The organism is Candidatus Phyllobacterium onerii, from assembly GCF_028331445.1.
GTDB classification, from domain to species: Bacteria; Pseudomonadota; Alphaproteobacteria; order Rhizobiales; family Rhizobiaceae; genus Phyllobacterium; species Phyllobacterium onerii.
This window is the reverse complement of sequence record NZ_JAQMHX010000007.1, coordinates 63,741-82,746: the sequence shown is the minus strand read 5'-3', so window position 1 is coordinate 82,746 and position 19,006 is coordinate 63,741. Positions and strand designations below refer to the sequence as shown.

General features: G+C 58.1%; 16 protein-coding genes. 8 read left to right on the top strand and 8 right to left on the bottom strand.

Features of this window, described 5'->3' with window-relative positions; all coding sequences use genetic code 11:
• Positions 1–81: 81 nt before the first annotated feature.
• The 5 genes from PHA01_RS17025 to htpX form a co-directional block, all read right to left on the bottom strand.
• On the bottom strand, positions 82–1,308 hold the full coding sequence (locus tag PHA01_RS17025) for an MFS transporter (RefSeq protein WP_271897561.1): 1,227 nt from the start codon (positions 1,306–1,308) through the stop codon (positions 82–84).
• A gap of 42 nt (positions 1,309–1,350) precedes the next feature.
• On the bottom strand, positions 1,351–2,403 hold the full coding sequence (locus PHA01_RS17020; RefSeq protein WP_271897559.1) for an aldo/keto reductase: 1,053 nt from the start codon (positions 2,401–2,403) through the stop codon (positions 1,351–1,353).
• A 135-nt stretch (positions 2,404–2,538) separates the two neighbouring features.
• Entirely contained in the window at positions 2,539–4,248 is a 1,710-nt protein-coding gene (locus tag PHA01_RS17015) for a heparinase II/III family protein (RefSeq protein ID WP_271897557.1), read from the bottom strand.
• A gap of 61 nt (positions 4,249–4,309) precedes the next feature.
• Entirely contained in the window at positions 4,310–5,707 is a 1,398-nt protein-coding gene (locus PHA01_RS17010; RefSeq protein WP_271897554.1) for an RsmB/NOP family class I SAM-dependent RNA methyltransferase, read from the bottom strand.
• Positions 5,704–6,675, bottom strand: coding sequence for a zinc metalloprotease HtpX (gene htpX / locus PHA01_RS17005; protein WP_271897552.1), 972 nt, complete (start codon positions 6,673–6,675; stop codon positions 5,704–5,706). Before htpX ends, PHA01_RS17010 begins: the two co-directional genes overlap by 4 nt.
• A 113-nt stretch (positions 6,676–6,788) precedes the next feature.
• On the opposite strand from htpX, the gene PHA01_RS17000 reads away from it, so the two are divergent.
• Positions 6,789–7,040 (top strand): DUF1674 domain-containing protein, encoded by a 252-nt coding sequence (locus PHA01_RS17000; RefSeq protein ID WP_271897550.1) that lies wholly within the window; start codon positions 6,789–6,791, stop codon positions 7,038–7,040.
• A gap of 97 nt (positions 7,041–7,137) precedes the next feature.
• Here the strand turns inward: PHA01_RS17000 and PHA01_RS16995 are convergent, their stop codons facing one another.
• On the bottom strand, positions 7,138–8,532 hold the full coding sequence (locus PHA01_RS16995) for an MATE family efflux transporter (protein WP_271897548.1): 1,395 nt from the start codon (positions 8,530–8,532) through the stop codon (positions 7,138–7,140).
• 193 nt (positions 8,533–8,725) lie between these two features.
• Between PHA01_RS16995 and PHA01_RS16990 the strand changes: the two genes are divergently transcribed.
• The 3 genes from PHA01_RS16990 (at position 8,726) to PHA01_RS16980 (ending at position 10,930) form a co-directional block, all read left to right on the top strand.
• Positions 8,726–9,031 (top strand): type II toxin-antitoxin system RelE/ParE family toxin, encoded by a 306-nt coding sequence (locus PHA01_RS16990; protein WP_271897546.1) that lies wholly within the window; start codon positions 8,726–8,728, stop codon positions 9,029–9,031.
• Positions 9,024–9,311, top strand: coding sequence for an addiction module antidote protein (locus PHA01_RS16985; RefSeq protein ID WP_271897545.1), 288 nt, complete (start codon positions 9,024–9,026; stop codon positions 9,309–9,311). Before PHA01_RS16990 ends, PHA01_RS16985 begins: the two co-directional genes overlap by 8 nt.
• A 353-nt stretch (positions 9,312–9,664) precedes the next feature.
• A complete protein-coding gene (locus tag PHA01_RS16980; RefSeq protein ID WP_271897543.1) occupies positions 9,665–10,930 on the top strand; it encodes an SAM-dependent methyltransferase in 1,266 nt (421 codons plus the stop codon).
• A gap of 147 nt (positions 10,931–11,077) precedes the next feature.
• Here PHA01_RS16980 and acs read toward each other — a convergent pair whose 3' ends face one another.
• The gene (gene acs, locus PHA01_RS16975) at positions 11,078–13,030 is read right to left on the bottom strand and encodes an acetate--CoA ligase (protein WP_271897541.1); all 1,953 of its coding nucleotides are present in this window, start codon (positions 13,028–13,030) and stop codon (positions 11,078–11,080) included.
• A gap of 293 nt (positions 13,031–13,323) precedes the next feature.
• On the opposite strand from acs, the gene PHA01_RS16970 reads away from it, so the two are divergent.
• Positions 13,324–13,860 (top strand): YcbK family protein, encoded by a 537-nt coding sequence (locus tag PHA01_RS16970; protein WP_271897538.1) that lies wholly within the window; start codon positions 13,324–13,326, stop codon positions 13,858–13,860.
• 3 nt (positions 13,861–13,863) lie between these two features.
• Here PHA01_RS16970 and PHA01_RS16965 read toward each other — a convergent pair whose 3' ends face one another.
• Positions 13,864–14,526, bottom strand: a complete 663-nt coding sequence (locus PHA01_RS16965; RefSeq protein ID WP_271897536.1) for a YggS family pyridoxal phosphate-dependent enzyme — start codon at positions 14,524–14,526, stop codon at positions 13,864–13,866.
• Positions 14,527–14,658: 132 nt separating this feature from the next.
• Between PHA01_RS16965 and leuS the strand changes: the two genes are divergently transcribed.
• The 3 genes from leuS (at position 14,659) to PHA01_RS16950 (ending at position 18,999) form a co-directional block, all read left to right on the top strand.
• Positions 14,659–17,277: a leucine--tRNA ligase gene (gene leuS, locus PHA01_RS16960; RefSeq protein ID WP_271897534.1), complete on the top strand. Its 2,619-nt coding sequence runs from the start codon at positions 14,659–14,661 to the stop codon at positions 17,275–17,277.
• Positions 17,278–17,362: 85 nt separating this feature from the next.
• Positions 17,363–17,842, top strand: coding sequence for an LPS assembly lipoprotein LptE (lptE, locus tag PHA01_RS16955; protein WP_271897532.1), 480 nt, complete (start codon positions 17,363–17,365; stop codon positions 17,840–17,842).
• Between the two features lie 23 nt (positions 17,843–17,865).
• Complete coding sequence (locus PHA01_RS16950) at positions 17,866–18,999, top strand: AAA family ATPase (RefSeq protein ID WP_271897530.1); 1,134 nt, start codon at positions 17,866–17,868, stop codon at positions 18,997–18,999.
• The last annotated feature ends 7 nt before the right edge of the window (positions 19,000–19,006 follow it).

Here is a 19,006-nt window from a genome sequence, read left to right as displayed (position 1 = left end):
CGCCTCGCCCTGACCTGAATCTCAACGGGCCCTAGCACAGGGAGGCAGGAAATCCTACTTTTTTGAGCGCCCTGCGGCGATTCACGACCGGGAGCGTGGTTCTGTGGCGAACGCCAACAGGACCGCAACACCCATCATGGCCCCCGCCAGCGAAGTAACCCACCAGCCACCATAGTAATAGGTAGCGGCGGCAAGCGCCGACCCTGCCGAACCAAGCAGGAAAACAATGGTCATATAGATCGCATTGAGGCGGCCGCGTGCTTGATCATTGAGCGAGAAGATGATGCGCTGGCTAAGTATCTGGTTGGTTTGAACGGCGCTGTCGATGAAGATCGCCGCAAGGACGAGCGCGGTGATGGAGATGGCAGTTCCGGCCCAGCCCGCAATCAAAAACCAGATCGTAAGCGTGATCATGGCGGTGGCAGTGCCCTGTCTTGTATAGCCACGGTCTGCGAGACGACCAGCGACGGGCGCGGCGAGCGCGCCGGCTGCACCCGCCAGGGCGAACAGGGCGATCTGGCGTTGGCTGTAGCCAAAAATGTCGGTCAAAAGCAGCGGGATGCCAGTCCAGAACAGATTGAAACTGGCGAAGATGATGCCCTGATAAAAAGCGCGGCGCTGCAGAGCCGGCGTGGTGACAAGCAGATGCCACATCGATTTGAGGATTGCGCCATAGCGCATGCTGCCATGCGGCTGGCGTTGTGGCAGTGCGGCACGCAAGAGTACAAGTACGGCGAGCATTGCCGCTGCCGAAATCCAGAAGATCGCCCGCCATCCGAACTCGGAAGCGACCAGATTTGCCAGCGGTCGCGCTAGCATGATGCCGGTCAAGAGACCCGCCATGACATTGCCAATGGTGCGGCCGCGTGAGGCGGCGGGAACCAGGTGAGAAGCGAACGGCACGAGAACCTGCGCACCACAGGCGAAGAAGCCAATGGTGAAAGAGGACAAGAGAAAGGTCATTGCCGAGCCGGACAGAGCTGCTCCGGCGAGACCAAGTGCCGTCCCGGCGAGCGTCAAAAGAACCAGGCGACGATTTTCGACCAGATCGGCCAATGAAACCAGGAACAGCAGCCCCGCACCATAGCCGAGTTGCGTTACTGTAACGATAAAACCGGCCATGCCGCCATGCATATCGAGGTCGGTGCTGATGAGACCGATAAGCGCTTGCGCATAGTAGATATTACCGACCATCGCTCCGCAGGCGAACGCGAACAAAAAGGTCAATGCCGGGGAAAGTCCCGGCATTTCGGCTGCGATCTCGGCAGCTTCCGGTTGTGGTAGTACGGTATCTCGGGAATAGGCCATCAGGTTCTCGCTGCCGGCGGTCCTCCCACCCCCGGCTTTTCGTTATTTCAGATGAGGTTGGATAAGGGAAAGGTCCGCGGCAGAAAGCCGGTCGGAAGCGGTCCGGGCCTGGTGCCAGTAGGGATAAATCAGCGGCAACTGGCTGACCTTATCCAGACTTGCACGTTCTTCGGCGCTCAGAATCACATCGGCAGCCTTGAGATTATCCGCAAGCTGGGCGTCCGTGCGAGCGCCGACGATGATCGACGTCACGCCCTTGCGCCCGAGCAGCCAGGAAAGCGCAATCTGTGCCGCAGAAATATTGCGCATTTCTGCAATGCCGGCCAGAACTTCAATGATGTCGTAAAGCCGCTCCTCATCCCGGATCGGCGGCTCGCCCCAATTGGCAAGCTGGCGCGTACCTTCCGGCGTTGCCTTGTTGCGGCGGTATTTACCGGACAGGAGTCCGCCAGCCAAGGGGCTCCACACCAGGACTCCGAGGCCCTGGTCGAGGGTCGCAGGAATCAGTTCATATTCGGCTTCCCGCGCCTCCAGGCTGTAGTGGATCTGCTGGCTGACAGGCGCGATGAACTTTTCCAGTGCCGCAACGCCCATGGCCTTCATCAGCTGCCATCCTGAGAAATTCGAAACGCCGACGTAACGCACCTTGCCGGAGCGCACGAGCGTATCGAGCGCTTCCAGCGTTTCGTCGAGCGGCGTCAAGCCGTCCCACTGATGCAACTGGTAGAGGTCGATGTGATCGGTGCCAAGGCGTTTCAGGGTGGCCTCTGCAGCGCGGATCAAATGGTAGCGCGACAGGCCGGCGTCGTTGATTTCCTCGCCCATGCGGAACCTGGCCTTGGTGGCGACGAGGACGCTGTCGCGTTTGCCCTTGAGAGCCTGTCCGACGATCTCCTCGGAAGCACCGGTCGAATAAATGTCAGCCGTGTCGATAAGATTGATCCCGGCATCGAGAGCCATGCCAATCTGGCGCTTGGCGCCTTCCAGGTCCGTGTCACCGGTCTTGGCGAAATTGCCTTTGCCACCAAAGGTCATCGTGCCGAGGCTAAGCGCGGATACTTTGAGGCCGGAGCGGCCAAGTTGACGATACTCCATGGTGAAGACTCCTGGTGACTAATGATGACAGAGGTGCAAGCCCGGCGAGCGAGCGCAACGATGCAACTCTATACAAGCCATAAGGCCGGATGTCGCCCCCGAAGCTTAGACACAGATTGGTGATCGGGCGGAATGTTATCCGTAAATCCCGAGGGTCGTGCGAGTGAACTGCCATTCGACTTCCGGGCGCTGGGCGGCATTAACCGAAAGCGTGATCTGGCGGGTTTTGACCGGGCCCCGGAACCCGGCGAAGAACAGCGAATCCTCGACAAAGGGCTGGACCGTCGCCGAAAACATCCAGATGTCATCGTTCTCGACTTGCAGGATGATGAGACCATGCTCATCGACTGTGACGTTCACAGATGGGTGCAGGTGGAAACGGATGACAACATCCTCTGCACCCGTGTCACGGAGTGGATTACGCCCGGAAGCAAAGAAACTGTCTATGCCCTCGATGACGCTGCCATTGTGCGAAAGGACAATCTGGCGTTCGTGATAGATGCCAAAGGGCCGGACATAACCATTGTGATTGGCGACGAATCCGACGGCGCCTTCGCGTTCGATCCGCTCAATATTGACCTTCGTCGGACCAGCGATAATCGGCGTACCGATCATCGTCGACAGTCCCGACGTGGAGCTGAACCGGCAGGAGGACGTGTCGTTGATTGTGGCTGTGGAATGGGCGGCGGTGGAACGCGCCAAGGGGCGAAATTCCGGCGGGCCGTAGCGATCGACGCCGGCATTGACGATATAGCGATTGCGCCCGGAGGACATCTCGAAGGAAAGGCAGCCGGCATGGGCATCGCGGGAGGCGGTCACAGGCGGTGCGAGACCTGTATCGGCGATGATCGTCGTGGAATCCATGGATAGCCGTTCATAGCCCGAATGCGGCGCATGGGTCAGTGGCAGGCCGCCAATATCGTCATGGCGCAGCACCGCGATTACCCGTTCCGGCATGGTCGCGCCGACACCGTTGAACAAGGCAAGACTGCCATCGTGATGACGAAAGAATCGCAGCGCGGGCAGCATGCGTTCGATGGCTTCGATCAATGCCTTGGGGGGCGCTTCCTGGCCACTGGCATAGGTCTGGCGCAAGGGCAGAAGGTCGGCAAGCAGTTCAAGGATCGTCAACGGGTTGCGCGAGATGTGGCCGCCATCCGGCAGGATCTGCCGTACGAGTTCGAATTCGAGGTTCCGCCGGGCCGACCGGCTGGTACTGGATGTTACGGGCAGGGCCAATACAGCGAGCGCGAGAGCAATGCGCGCGCGCAGCTTCTCCTCGCCATCATCCATGACGGCGGCCATGGTTCGCAAATAACGCACCTGCATGGCAAGCGAGCGCATAAACTGGCGATACGAGCGAAGATCTGTGCCGGCGAGGATGAGGCTCGAATGCTGCAGCCAGGCGATGATACGCTGGGCGGTGACTTCAGGTAGCCAGGCAGGTCCTGAAATCGACCGGCCGTGGGTGGTGATCCAGTCGCCGAGCAGCGCCCGTGCGTTGGCCGTGGCAAGATCTGTGCCCGCGGCGCGGAGATGGCGTAGCCAGCCAAAATTATGCAGGGCTGCCTGCCACGCGGCATTGGGTGGTTCGATCAGGAACGGCGAGCGCCCGCCCGTCTCGACGACCCTGCCGGCAAGGGCGAAACGGCCATGGTAGAACTCTTCCGCCAGCTGCGGATCTGCAGGGCGAAGATCTTGCGGGGCAATGAGAACGCGTTCGGGCGTAAAACCTGTGAACCGCCAGCGATAGAGCGGCCCCATTCGCACACGCCTGCGGAAACGGCGCCAAAGTTGCGCTGTTGCCAGTCCCCACAATTGCGGTGTTTCGCTCAGCGCGACCATATTATTATTGCTTCGAATCGCCTCGACAAACGCCGATTATGGAGCACAAACCGTTAAAACTTTAGTATTTCCGTTTGAAACGGGCTGCGAAAAAGCCGTCCATGCCGGAAAGCGCGGGATTTTCATGGGCAAGATCGGCCGGTGTGGAGCGAACGAAGCCTTCCCTGGTGATCAGCTCGACGAGGCCAAAGACCTCATCCTTGGTCACCGGCAGGAGCTCTATGCCCGGGTTCTTTGCAAGCAAATCATTGGCGACTTTCTCGCCTTCAAGTGGATCGAGCGAGCAATTGGAAAAGACCACAATGCCACCGGGGCGGACGATGGTGACGGCATGATCAAGGAGTTTCGCCTGGAGTTGTGCCAGCTTCACTACGTCTTCGGGCGTCTTGGTCCACGGCACGTCCGGGTGCCGCCGCACAGTGCCTGTCGAAGAACACGGCGCATCGAGCAGGATCGCATCGAATAGCTCGGCTGGCTGGTAGGCGGAAAGATTGGCTTCAACCGTCTCGGCGGAAAGCTTGAGGCGTTCGAGATTGGAGCGCAGGCGCTTCAGCCGGTTGGCCGAAAGGTCGAGTGCCGTGACATTGGCGCCCGCCAGTGCAAGCTGAGCAGTCTTGCCGCCCGGCGCTGCGCAAAGATCGGCGACGCGCTTGCCCTCGATGTCCCCGAAGAGCTTTGCCGGCAGGCTTGCAGCGGTGTCTTGCACCCACCATTCGCCTTCCGCAAACCCCGGAAGAGACGTCAGCGCACCTTCGACAGTGCCAAGACGCACGGAACCCGTTGGCAATGCGATGCCGCCGAGCTTTTCCGCCCACATCTGCGGATCGCCTTTCACGGTCAGGTCGATCGGTGGTTCCTTGCTCTGAATGTCGAGAATGGCTTTGGTCTTGTCCTTGCCGTAAGCGGCCATCAGGCTGTTCTCGAACCAGGCCGGAACATTGCTGGCGTTCAGATAGACGTCGCCCTTGAAGGTTTCCTTTTCGCGCGACAGCCGGCGAAGGACAGCGTTGACCATCGAGGCGAAGCGGCGATTGCGCGGATCATTATTGGCGGCGGTGACCGCAAGGTCGACGGCGGCCCGATCGGGCAGGTCGAGATAAAGGATCTGCGCAGCGGCTACTGCCAGAAGGTGGCGCAGCGCAACGGCGTTTTCCGGCAATGGCCGGTCGATCAACTGGCCGATGGCGGCTTCGATGGTGCCGCGATTGCGCAGTGCGGCGCCGAGGATGGCGCGGACCAGCGAGCGATCGCGGTCGTCGAGCGCCATATATTGCGGGTGGCCGTTACTGTTGTCGGTCAGGCCATCGAGCGACGTGTGCTTCTCGATGACGGCGCCAAGCAGGCGCGTTGCCACCTGACGCGCTGCGAGACCAGGACGGTCTTCCGCATCGATGTAATCTGCCGGTTTTTTGCCTAAAGGCCGTTTGGCTGGTCGTCTGGTACCGGGCTCCGCGCTCATGCCCAAGGGCCTTTACGGCCGCCGCCATCGCGGCCCCACGGGGACGGTCGGTCATCCAACGGTTCGTCGTCTATCGGGGCCTGCGGTGCGCGGGCAGGCCGAGAGGCGGCGCGCGCCTGGCTGAACTCGTTCGCCATCGCTTCAAGCGCGGCGATGCGGTTTTCAGTGCTCGGATGGGTGGAGAACAGATTGTCGACGCCCTGGCCGCTCAACGGATTGATGATGAAAAGCGGAGCGGAGGCGGGGTTGCGTTCGGCATCCTCGTTGACGATCTGCTTTGCGCCGCGGGCGATCTTGTCGAGAGCCGATGCCAGCCACAGCGGATTGCCGCAGATCTGCGCACCGCGCCGGTCGGCGGCATATTCGCGGGTGCGGCTGATTGCCATCTGCACGATCATGGCGGCAAATGGCGCGACGATCATGGCGATGAGAACGCCGATGAAGCCAAGTGGATTGTTGTTTTCGCGGCTGCCGCCGCCGAAAAACATCGCGAAGTTGCCGAGCATGGAAATAGCGCCGGCAAGGGTGGCGGTCACTGTCATCGTCAGTGTATCGCGGTGTTCGACATGGGCGAGTTCATGGGCCATGACGGCGGCAACTTCCTGGGGCGAAAGCCGCTGCAACAGGCCCGTACTGGCGGCAACGGCGGCGTTCTGCGGATTGCGCCCTGTCGCAAAGGCATTGGGCTGATCGTTCTGGATGAGAAAGACTTTCGGCATGGGCAGATTCGCATTTGCGGCCAGATCGCGAACGATGGCGTAATATTCCGGTGCGTTCGCCTCATCGACCTCGACCGCGTGGTGCATGTTCAGCACCATCTTGTCGGAGTTCCAGTAGCTGAACAGATTCATGCCAGCGGCAATGACAAGGGCGATCATCATGCCGCCGGTTCCGCCAATGAGAAAACCGACGCCCATGAACAGGGCGGTCATAAAGGCAAGCAGCATTCCGGTGCGCATCACATTCATGGCATCAGTCCTCCCGCATAAGAGCCGCACGAGGCTCTAGACAAATCTATCAAGTTCATTCCTTTTATTGGTCGTCTTCCGCTATATGATGGTGTTTTATACAGCAAGCTTCAATGACGAGTATCAGCGTTATGAACGACGACCATACGACAGTGACGCCGCACGCGGATAATGACGATAGCCGGCCGCGTCCGACATTCGAGCAACTGCCACCAGCCGCGCAGCGGGCGCTGAAGGAGGCGGAAGCACGCCGCAAGGCCCAGAAGGAAAAGGCCGATCAGCCGCACGAAATCGGCGGGCGCGGCGGCAAGGATCCTGCGCGCTTCGGTGATTGGGAAATCAAGGGGCGGACGATCGATTTCTAGAGCAATTCGTTTTTCTTCGAATTACCGAGTTGCTCCAGCTCTTTGTTTTTACGCAATTCCGGACGGAAATCCGGTTTCTATTTTTCCTGGAATTGCTCTAGCGGATAATCTCGATGCCAAGTTTTTCACGCCGCAGCCAGCGGCTGATCAGCAGAACAGCGGCCGTTGCGAGACCGCACAACAGCCCAAGCCAGATGCCTGCGCCTTCCAAGCCGAGCCAGAAGCCGAGGCCGACAGACAGTGGCAGGCCGACACCCCAATAGGCGATAGCTGCATAGATCATCGGTATGGTGGTATCGTGCAGGCCGCGCAACATGCCGCTCGCGACGGCTTGGCCACCATCGAATATCTGGAACAACGCGGCAAAGGCGAGAAATGAGACAGCGAGCGAAATCACCTTGGCGTTGGCAGGGTCGTTGACGTCGATGAAAGCACTTATCAAAGCGTGAGGTGCCAACAACATCAGCAGCGCGGTGAGGACCATGAAGCCTGTGCCTGCCGTGAACGCAACCCAGCCGGCGCGCTTTATGCCGTCACGATCCTGTGCGCCGTAGGCCCGACCGACACGGACAGTCGCCGCTTGCCCGAAGCCCATCGGTACCATGAAGGCAATCGAGGCGATCTGGATGGCGATGGCATGCGCAGCGAGCGAATCGGCGCCGATCAATCCCATCAGAAAGGCGGCGGCATTGAAGATCGTTACCTCAAAGCTCAGGATCGCGGCAATTGGCAGCCCGAGACGCAACAGTTCGCGATAACGCGGCCAGTCCGCACGCCAGAAGCGTCCGAACAGGCGATAGCGACGGAATTGCTTGTCTAAAGAAATGACAATGACGAAGCCGGCGAACATCAATGCTGAAGAAAGCGACGTTGCGATGCCAGACCCGACGATGCCCAGCCTCGGAAAGCCAAAATGACCGAAGATCAGCAGCCAGTTCGCCAGCGCATTGAAGGCGACGGCAAAAAGAGCAATGACCAGCGCCCACCCCGGGCGTTCCAGAGCAGCTATGAAAGAACGCACCACGATATAGCAATAGAAGGGCAGCACCGCCCATTGCAGCGCACGCACATAATTGCCAGCCTCGGCAGCGAGCGCATGATCCTGCCCCATGGCGATCAGGATCGCTTTGGTGTTCCACAATATGAGCCAAATCGGAATCGAAATGGTGACTGCGATCCACAGGCCCTGACGTACCGTGCGGCGTATTTCACGGACGGTGAATTTGTTGCGTCCGAGTTCGCGCGCCATCATCGGCGAGGTTGCCGTCATCAGGCCGAGGCCAAAAATCATCGGAACATAGTAGAGATTGGTGCCCAGCGCACCGGCCGCCAGCGTACTTGCTCCGACCCAGCCCATCATCATGACATCGGTCGCTGTCATCGCCGTCTGCGCAAGATTGGTGAGAATCATCGGCCAGCTCAGTGAGAGCATCGCAACGATTTCATCACGCCATGCACGCTTTGACGCGTCTTGGACTATAGCAGCCGACATTGTTTAAAACTTTCAGAGGGATTTTGCCTTAGGATTAGGCAGAATGCACCGTTTTCAGGCAAATCTTGGTATCATCAATTTTGCGAAGAGCAAAGAGCTGCCCTGTGCAATCTGGCGTTGGTGTCACATGTTTTGACCGTCATATACCATTCGGAATTCAATTGACGAAATGTGATTTATAAAATACATTTTTATGATAAAGCTCACTCAAACAGCTACTTACCGAAGATGGGAACGAAATCTGAAGGACCAAAGGGCGAGAGCCGCTATCGCGGCCCGGCTTTTTCGTCTGGAGAATGGTTTGCCCGGCGACGTAGTGTCAGTAGGGGATGGTATTAGCGAGCTGCGTATTCACTACGGACCCGGGTATCGCATCTATTTCAAGCAGCGCGGGCAAGAGATTGTGATTTTGCTCTGTGGTGGAAACAAGAGCACGCAGGATCGCGATATTCGCGAGGCCAAGCAACTGGCGAAGGATTGGATGGAACACGATGACTGAGAAATTATATGACTACGATCCTGCCGACGCGCTGAAATCCGACGAGGCGATAGAAATATTTCTCACCGATGCCTTCGAAGCCGGGGATGCAGCATATATTGCGCGGGCATTGGGTGTAGTGGCAAGAGCGAAGGGTATGACTAAGATCGCTCGAAAAACGGGTTTGGCTCGAGAGCAGCTCTATCGTTCCCTAAGCGAAAACGGGAATCCCACTCTCGAAACGACAATGGCTGTCATGAAGGCGATCGGGTTTCAAATTACCGGCAAGCGCGCGGCATAAACGGAAAGGGCCACCCCGAAGGGTGGCCCCGCAATTCCGTCTGGCACAAAGCTGTCGTTTGGCCTTCTTCCCTGGACTAAGCCAGGGCGCTTATTCAACGGAGAGACGATCCCCGATGGAAAGCATCAGACGCCTTGTGGCAGTTTTCGAAATCACGAGACATCGGATCACCTCCTTTACATTCGTTGAACACAAAACAAGAATGGGGTGTCTTTGCCCGCGTTTCAAGAGAAAAATTTGTCGAGACTTTCTGATGGCTTGCAAATGGCGGTTTGCGGCCATAAGCCAAGAAAATGTTTTTCACGAAGCACCCGGTGCCCGATCAGCGGCAGCGCGGTGTTTAGGGGTGCAGGATGGCAGCTGAAGATAGAGCGGCGCGGATTATCCGCACGGTAATCGATGTACTCGAGCCGCAATTTGCAGTCGAATTATGGGATGGCACCAGAATTGGCGAAACCGATGGCCCAATTCTTGCGATAAACGATCCTATGGTTGTGCGCCAGCTTGCCTTGAAGCCCAATATCGGTTCGATCGTCGAGTTGTGGGTTTCCGGACAAATCGATGTGAAGAATGGCACGCTTTTCGACCTCGTCGAGCGCGGTCCCAAGGGAAAATTCAAGCAGAAGCTCAACAGCCTGCCGAAATGGCAATTGCTGAAAGATGTCCCTTCGCTGCTGGTCGGTCGAGGCAAGGCCAGCAATTCCGGCCTGGGCGGCAAGGACCCCTACGTCAGCGGATCCAACAAGGAAGCCATCACCCATCATTACGACGTGTCGAACGCTTTCTATCAGCTCTTTCTCGATGAGCGCATGGTCTACACTTGCGCCTATTTCACGGATTGGGCCAATACGATCGATCAGGCGCAGGCGGACAAACTGGAGCTGATCTGCCGCAAGCTGCGCTTGCAGCCAGGCGACCGCCTGCTGGACATCGGCTGCGGCTGGGGCGCGATGTTGATCTATGCGGCGAAGCATTATGGCGTGACCGGAACGGGCGTCTCACTGTCCGAGGCGCAGACGGCGCTGGCCCGGGAGCGGATCAAGGCTGAAGGCCTCGAAGACAAGATAACCATCCACGTCAAATCCTACGAACACCTCGAGGGTCAGTTCGACAAGATATCGTCAATCGGCATGTTCGAAGCGGTAGGCATAGCACACTACGATACCTATTATTCCAGCGTGCGCCGCCTGCTGCGACCGGGCGGGCTTTATCTGCATCATGCGATCACGCGGCGCATGAAACGCAACAAGAAGACCTTCGGACGCAAAAGCGCCGAGCACCTGGCGTTGGTGAAGTATATTTTCCCAGGCGGCGAGCTGGATCACCTCGGCATGACGGTGGAAAATCTCGAGGGCCACGGCTTCGAAGTGCATGACGTCGAGAATCTCCGCGAGCATTACGGCAAGACCTGCCGGATGTGGGCGGACCGGTTGCACGCTCGATTTGACGAAGCGATCGCCGAAGTCGGCGCGCCCAAGGCACGGCTGTGGCTGCTCTATCTGACCGGTTGCGCGCTGGCCTTCGAACGCGGCACCGTGCAGATCAACCAGACGCTGGCATCCAAGCGCAAACGGGGGCTATCGGCCGTGCCGCAGACGCGGGCTGATCTCTATCGGTAAATCCACCCTGATGGCCATCTGATGCAGTTTTTCTGCGTTCCGGTGCTCATGGACAAACAGGTCCACTCCGCTCCGGTTCTCGAAAAACCACACCAGCTGACTCATCAGGCTGAATCTACAGGTAGTGTTTTATGAAAGAAGGATAGATCAGCCCTTCTTGTTTTGCCTGTTGGCGATCAGATCGTCGACCACAACTGGATCGGCGAGGGTCGATGTATCGCCGAGCGCGCCGAAGTCGTCCTCGGCGATCTTGCGCAGGATGCGGCGCATGATCTTGCCCGAGCGGGTCTTGGGCAGACCCGGCGCGAACTGTATCTTGTCGGGCGAAGCAATCGGTCCGATTTCCTTGCGCACATGTGCAACGAGATCCTTGCGCAGCGCATCAGTGCCCTCAAGGCCGGCCATCAGCGTGACATAGCAATAAATGCCTTGGCCCTTCAGGTCGTGCGGGTAACCAACGACGGCGGCTTCCGAGACCGTATCGTGCGAGACAAGCGCGGATTCCACTTCTGCCGTACCCATGCGATGACCGGAGACATTGAGCACGTCATCGACGCGTCCGGTGATCCAGTAATAGCCGTCCTTGTCGCGGCGGCAGCCATCGCCGGTAAAGTACTTGCCTTTGTAGGTGGAAAAATAGGTCTCGATGAAACGCTTGTGATCGCCATAGACCGTACGCATCTGGCCGGGCCATGAATCGGTGATGCAGAGATTGCCGTCGGCGGCGCCTTCAAGCACATTGCCCTCATTGTCGACCAGCTGCGGCTGCACCCCGAAGAAAGGCCGTGTGGCAGAGCCGGGCTTCAGGGCGGTTGCGCCGGGCAACGGGGTGATGAGGATGCCGCCGGTCTCGGTCTGCCACCATGTATCGACGATGGGCGAGCGTTTTTCGCCGACGACCTGATAATACCATTCCCAGGCTTCCGGATTGATCGGCTCGCCAACGGAGCCAAGGATGCGCAGCGACTTGCGCGAGGTCTTCGCGACAGGGTCGTTACCGGCGCTCATAAGCGCGCGAATGGCGGTCGGGGCGGTGTAGAAAATGTTGACCTTGTGCTTGTCGATAACTTCCCAGAAGCGCGAAACCGACGGATAGTTGGGGACGCCCTCAAACATCAGCGTGGTCGCGCCATTGGCGAGCGGTCCATAAACGATGTAGGAGTGGCCAGTGACCCAGCCGACGTCCGCGGTGCACCAGTAAATATCGCCCTCATGGTAATCGAAGACGTATTGATGCGTCATCGCCGCATAGACCAGATAGCCGCCGGTGGTGTGGAGGACGCCCTTTGGTTTCCCCGTCGACCCTGAAGTGTAGAGGATGAACAGCGGATCTTCCGCCTTCATCCTCTCCGGCTTGCACTCCGGCTTCACGCCCTGCGTTTCCTCGTGGTACCAGAGATCCCGGCCCGGCGCCCAGCCTGTCTTGCCGCCTGTGCGGCGTACAACGAGCACGTTCTTTACCCTGACATGCTGCCTGGCAGCGATATCGATCGCCTTGTCGGTGTTATCCTTGAGCGGGATAGGCTTGCCACCCCGCATACCTTCATCCGAGGTGATGACGAAGGTGGATTCGCAGTCGACGATGCGGCCTGCGAGTGCGTCGGGAGAGAAGCCGCCGAAAACCACGGAATGAACGGCGCCGATGCGTGTGCACGCCAGCATCGCATAGGTGGCTTCGGGGATCATCGGCATATAGATGGTGACGCGGTCGCCTTTCTTGACCCCGTGCTTCTTCAACACGTTGGCGAGACGGCATACCTGCTCATAAAGCTCGTTATAGGTGATCTTCTTGTCGAGATAGGGATTGTCGCCTTCCCAGATAATGGCAACCTGATCGCCACGCTTTTTCAAATGGCGATCGATGCAGTTGTAGGAAACGTTGGTGATGCCATCCTCGAACCATTTGATCGCGACCTTTCCTTGGAACGAGGTGTTTTTCACCTTGGTAAAAGGTTTGAACCAATCGATGCGCTTTCCATGCTTGGCCCAGAACTTCTCGGGATCCTTAATGCTCTGCTTGTACCAGTTCTGATAGGTATCATCGTCGATGAGCGCGTCTTTCTTCGCGCTTGCCAGCACGGGATAAACCTTCTCGGACATCAATTTCCTCCAGAACCTGAGATGACGGGCCTCCACCCGCTGGCCCCTCGAGCGAGGGGCGAAGTGCTTTCCATAGCATCATGCAAATCATGGCGTAAATATCTCAAATGACTGATCGTGGAGGTGTTGCGCCGCCGTCTACAACCGGGCGTTGTAATATACCGTTACATTTTGTCATGGAACGCGGTCCATTTTGAACACATTTCGGCTTGATCGGTCGCTGCCTTGACTTGGGAGGACAAATGAGGCGCGCCGCACAATCATAAAGCCTGCGCCACACCAAGGATCCAAGAATGATAATTCAACCCTTGCGCAGCGTTGTGTTCCGCGCGAAATTCACGGTGCTTTTTCTGATGGTGCTCGTACTGGCAATCCCCGCGGATGCCGGAACGTTGCCTGAGCCGTCGAATCCTCAAGAGCGGATCGGCGCTCATCTGTTCGGCGATGAGCACGCGCATCTGTTGAAAGATTCCGTCTTCGACAAAATAAGCCCTCTGGTGCTCGCCGCCATGCCTCGCGGCAAGGCCTATATCGATTACAAGGCCCCGTCGAAGTGTGTCCCGGAACGTTTAAGGAATGTGCTCAACCGCGTATCGGCCAAATATGGTCCGATTACTGTCAACTCCACCGTTCGTTCGCGATCACGCAATCGTAGTGTTGGCGGACGTGATCAGTCCTATCACCTTAACTGTCAGGCGGTGGACTTCCGCGTGCATGGCGGCGCGTCCGGATTGGTCAATTTTCTTTCTTCCACGAAAGACGTGGGTGGGCTGAAGCGCTATCCGGCGGGCTATTATCACATCGATACCGGGCCGCGCCGTAGCTGGTAGGACCTAGCGAGCGCCGAAAATCGCCGAGCCGACGCGCACCGAGGTCGCGCCGAAACCTATGGCAATCCGGTAATCGCCCGACATGCCCATGGAAAGCTTCTCCACGCCGGCATCGGCCGCAATTTTGCGCAAAAGGGCAAAATGCGGTCCAGGGTTCTCATCGGCTGGCGGGATGCACATCAGGCCCTCGATCATGAGGCCATGCACGGCACGGCAGCGCGTGATGAAAGCCAATGCTTCCTTGGGTTCGATGCCCGTTTTTTGGGGTTCCGAGCCGGTATTGACTTGAACGAAGAGCTTCGGAAAGCGGTTCTGCTTCTTCATTTCCACGGCCAGAGTCGAGGCGATCTTCTCGCGATCGACAGTTTCGATCACATCAAAAAGAGCGACAGCTTCCTGCGTTTTGTTGGACTGCAGCGGGCCGATCAGGTGCAATTCGATATCGGGGAATTCGGTACGCAGGTACGGCCATTTCGTTTGAGCCTCCTGCACGCGATTTTCACCGAAAACGCGCTGCCCGGCTTCGATAACCGGGCGAATCGCGTCGCCGTCAAAAGTCTTGGAAACCGCTACCAATGTCACCGAACCTTCTGAACGGTTGGCCTCGGCTTCGGCTTTGCGAATTTCGCTTTGAACGGCAAAAAGTTGTTCAACGGCATTGGGCATGGCGCAGTTGAGTCCTATTTATGATACACGAGCCCGGTTTTCGCGGGTTCCTTCAGCTTCAAATGGTTGACGGTCTCACCAATCCATGGTGAAGGTCCCGCAACCAATATCCTTTGCAAGAGAATCCCGTTCATGGCAACCGAACGATACAATCCCCGTGTAGCCGAAAAGCATTGGCAGAAGGTTTGGGACGACGCCAAACTTTTCGAAACGCCGAATGATGATCCGCGTGACCCGTATTACGTGCTCGAGATGTTCCCCTATCCTTCGGGCCGCATTCATATGGGCCATGTGCGCAATTATGCGATGGGCGATGTCGTTGCGCGCTACAAGCGCGCCAAGGGATTCAATGTACTGCACCCGATGGGCTGGGACGCCTTCGGCATGCCGGCGGAAAACGCTGCGATGCAGAACAAGGTTCACCCGAAGACCTGGACCTATCAGAACATCGAAACCATGCGCAGCCAGCTCAAATCCATGGGGCTGTCACTCGACTGGTCGCGCGAGTTCGCAACCTGCGATGTCGAATATTATCATCGCCAGCAGATGCTGTTCCTCGACTTCGTCGAAAAGGGGCTGGTGACGCGCAAATCCTCCAAGGTCAACTGGGATCCGGAGGACATGACCGTTCTTGCCAATGAACAGGTGATCGATGGCCGCGGCTGGCGCTCCGGCGCGCTGGTCGAACAGCGTGAATTGACTCAGTGGTTCTTCAAGATCACCGATTTCAATGAGGAATTGCTGAGCGCGCTGGACGATCTCGACCAATGGCCCGACAAGGTGCGGCTAATGCAACGCAACTGGATCGGCAAGTCGGAAGGCATGCTGATCCGCTGGGCGCTGGATGATAATTCGCACACCGGGGAAGAAAGCGAGATCGAGGTTTATACGACACGTCCGGATACGCTGTTCGGTGCGTCGTTTATCGCGATCGCGGCAGACCATCCGCTGGCGAAAAAGGCCGCGGAAACCAATGAGGCGCTGGCGAAGTTCAACGAGGAATGCCGCCACGCCGGCACGTCCGTTGTTGCACTGGAGACGGCCGAGAAGAAAGGCTTCGACACCGGCCTGCGCGTGGCGCATCCGTTCGATCCGAACTGGAAGCTGCCGGTTTACGTCGCAAATTTTGTCTTGATGGACTACGGCACGGGAGCAATCTTCGGCTGCCCGTCGGGCGATCAGCGCGATTTGGACTTTGCCAACAAATATGGCTTGCCCGTAGTCCCCGTGGTCATGCCGAAGGACGCGGATGCGGCAACGTTCCAGATCACTGAAACGGCCTATGTCGATGACGGGGTGATGATAAATTCGCAATTCCTTGACGGACTGACGCCTGCTGCGGCCTTCGATGATGTGGCGAACCGACTGGAAAAGCAGACCATCGGCAATCGGCCACAAGGTGAGCGGAAGGTCAACTTCCGTCTGCGCGACTGGGGTATTTCGCGCCAGCGCTATTGGGGCTGCCCGATCCCGATGATCCATTGTGACGATTGTGGTGTCGTTCCTGTGCCGAAGGCCGATCTGCCAGTCAAGCTGCCGGACGATGTCGAATTCGACCGCCCCGGCAATCCACTTGATCGTCACCCGACCTGGCGACATGTGAACTGTCCGCAGTGCGGCAAGGCCGCGCGCCGTGAAACCGACACCATGGACACGTTCGTCGATTCGTCCTGGTACTTTGCGCGATTCACGGCGCCTTGGGAGAATGAACCCACCGATCCGAAGATCGCCAATCACTGGCTGCCGGTCGATCAATATATTGGCGGCATCGAGCATGCGATCCTGCATCTGCTCTATTCGCGGTTTTTCACGCGGGCAATGAAGGTCGCGGGCCATCTGGATATCAGCGAGCCGTTCAAGGGCCTGTTTACCCAAGGCATGGTCGTGCACGAGACCTACAAGGGCAAGGATGGCTGGGTTATGCCAGCGGAGGTCAAGGTGGAAGAGAGTGACGGCAAGCGCCGCGCGATCCTGATCGAGACCGGAGAAGAGATCGAGATCGGCTCTATCGAAAAGATGTCGAAGTCCAAAAAGAATGTGGTCGATCCGGACGATATTATCGCTTCTTATGGTGCCGATACCGCGCGCTGGTTCATGCTGTCGGATTCGCCGCCCGAGCGTGATGTGATCTGGACGGAGGCAGGCGCCGAAGGTGCGCACCGCTTCGTGCAGCGCGTGTGGCGGTTGATCTCCGAAGCCGCAGACGTGCTGAAGACTGCCGAGCCGGCGACCGCCTCCGAGGGCGAAGCGCTGCAGGTTTCAAAGGCCGCGCACAAGACAGTGAAGGCTGTCGGCGAGGATATCGAAAAGCTCGCCTTCAACAAGGCGGTCGCCCGGCTGTACGAACTGGTGAATATTTTGTCGGGTCCCCTGCAGAAAATCGCTGCAGGCGAGGCGGACACGCAGTTGATCGCGGCCTGCCGCGAAGCAACCAATATGCTGCTGGCGATGGTCGGACCGATGATGCCGCATCTGGCTGAAGAATGCTGGAAAGCGCTGAATGGCAAGGATCTTATCGCGCATCAGCCATGGCCAACCTATGATGAGGCGCTGATCGTCGAGAACGATGTGACCCTGCCGGTGCAGATCAACGGCAAGAAGCGTGGTGATTTGACAATTGCCCGAGATGCGGATCAATTGGCGGTCGAAAAAGCCGCCCTCGCGCTTGATTTCGTCAGGGCCGCGTTGAATGGTAATCCGCCAAAGAAAGTCATTATCGTACCGCAGAGGATCATCAATGTCGTTGCCTGATCGTTTTCAACCGGGATCGCGTTCCGGGCGTCTGTTGTTATCGGTCTGCGTTCTTGGAATGGCCCTCATTGCCGGAGGATGCCAAGTGAGGCCGCTATATTCGACGCCCAGCCCCACAGTGACTGGAAGCGTCAACGACAATATACGCTCGAAGCTTGCCAGCATCTCGATCAACCAGCCCGGCGACCGTGTGACACAGGAAGTGCGCAACAACCTGATTTTCCTGTTTGCCGGCGGTGCAGGAGAACCGGCTAGCCCAGCCTATTCGCTGACGCTGAGCGTTTATTCCAGAGACCTGTCGTTGCTGCTCGTGCAGAATGCAACGAATGACAAATCCGGCCAGCCAACAGCTGGTTCGATGCGCATGACGGGCTCCTATACCTTGACGCGCCTCTCCGATGGAAAGGTTGTTGGTACCGGAACACGCATAGTCACTGCGGACTACGACGCGCCAAGGCAGCGTTATGCCGTACTCAGGGCACAGCGCGACGCGAACAATCGTGCGGCGCGGGAGCTCGCCGAGTCGCTCAATCTCACTGTCGCGCAGGATCTATCCAAAATTTAGATACAAACGTCGAGGTGTAGATAGTGCGCCTGACTTCGCTTTCCGCGACTGGCTATCGGTCGTTGCGTTCGATACGGCTCGATATCGGTCCGCTCGCACTGTTTGTCGGCGAGAACGGCGTCGGCAAATCCAATCTCTATCGGGCAATGCAACTGGTCAAGGCTTCGGCGGAAGGGACGCTTTCTTACGAGATTGCGCGCGAAGGTGGCATGCAGTCCGCCCTGTGGACCGGGAGACGCAGAACCGGTCCGGTACGGATAGCTTTCAACGCTTCGTTTGAAGATGAAGGAACGACTACTCGGGGGGATTATACCGTCGAGATCGGTTTGCGTCCGCCCGCAGCCGCGGGTTTTGCCTTCGAGCCGCAGATTAAGGAAGAAACGCTGAGCATCGACAGTGGCCGCAGACCTGTCGAGATGATGGGCCGCAAGGGACCGGCGGTGTTTGCAAGGGATGATTCTGGCAGGCGCGTCGAGCACCCAGTCAAACTTCTCGATTCCGAGACGGGGCTGGCGATTCTCGGTAGCTCGGGGCGGTACCCCGAGATCGGCGATCTGCGTGCCACGCTACTTGGTTGGCGTTTCTATCACGGCTTTCGCACCGACCGCGATTCACCCGTTCGACGGCCGACGTTGGCGATCACCGCCCCCATGCTGGACGAAGACGGCGGCAATCTTGCTGCGGTCTTTGCGACACTGGTGCATATCCGAGAAGATACGGTTGATCTCGATCGCTGCATCGCCGAAGCGCTAGGAGATGCCACCCTCGATGTGCCGGTTCCGGGGGAGACGGCAACTTTCGGTCTGCGCCTTCCCGAATTTCCACAGCGCCTGTTTCGTCCGGAAGAACTGTCGGATGGCCAGATACGGTTTCTGGCGCTCGCGGGTGCGCTTCTTTCTTATCGGCTGCCGCGGCTGATTGCGCTGAATGAGCCGGAGACCAGCCTGCATCCGTCGATGCTGCCGGCTCTTGCCGACATGATCAGCCAGGCGGCGGAGCGCACGCAGTTGTGGATTGTCACCCATTCGCGCGCGCTGGCGGATGAAATTTCTGCCCGGACCGGTGTGCGTGCCATGACCGTAGTCCGCCAGGACGGCGCAACATCCATCGAGGGATTGAGGCTAGACGGCCATTTCGGCGATGACGATCTATTATGATAATGCT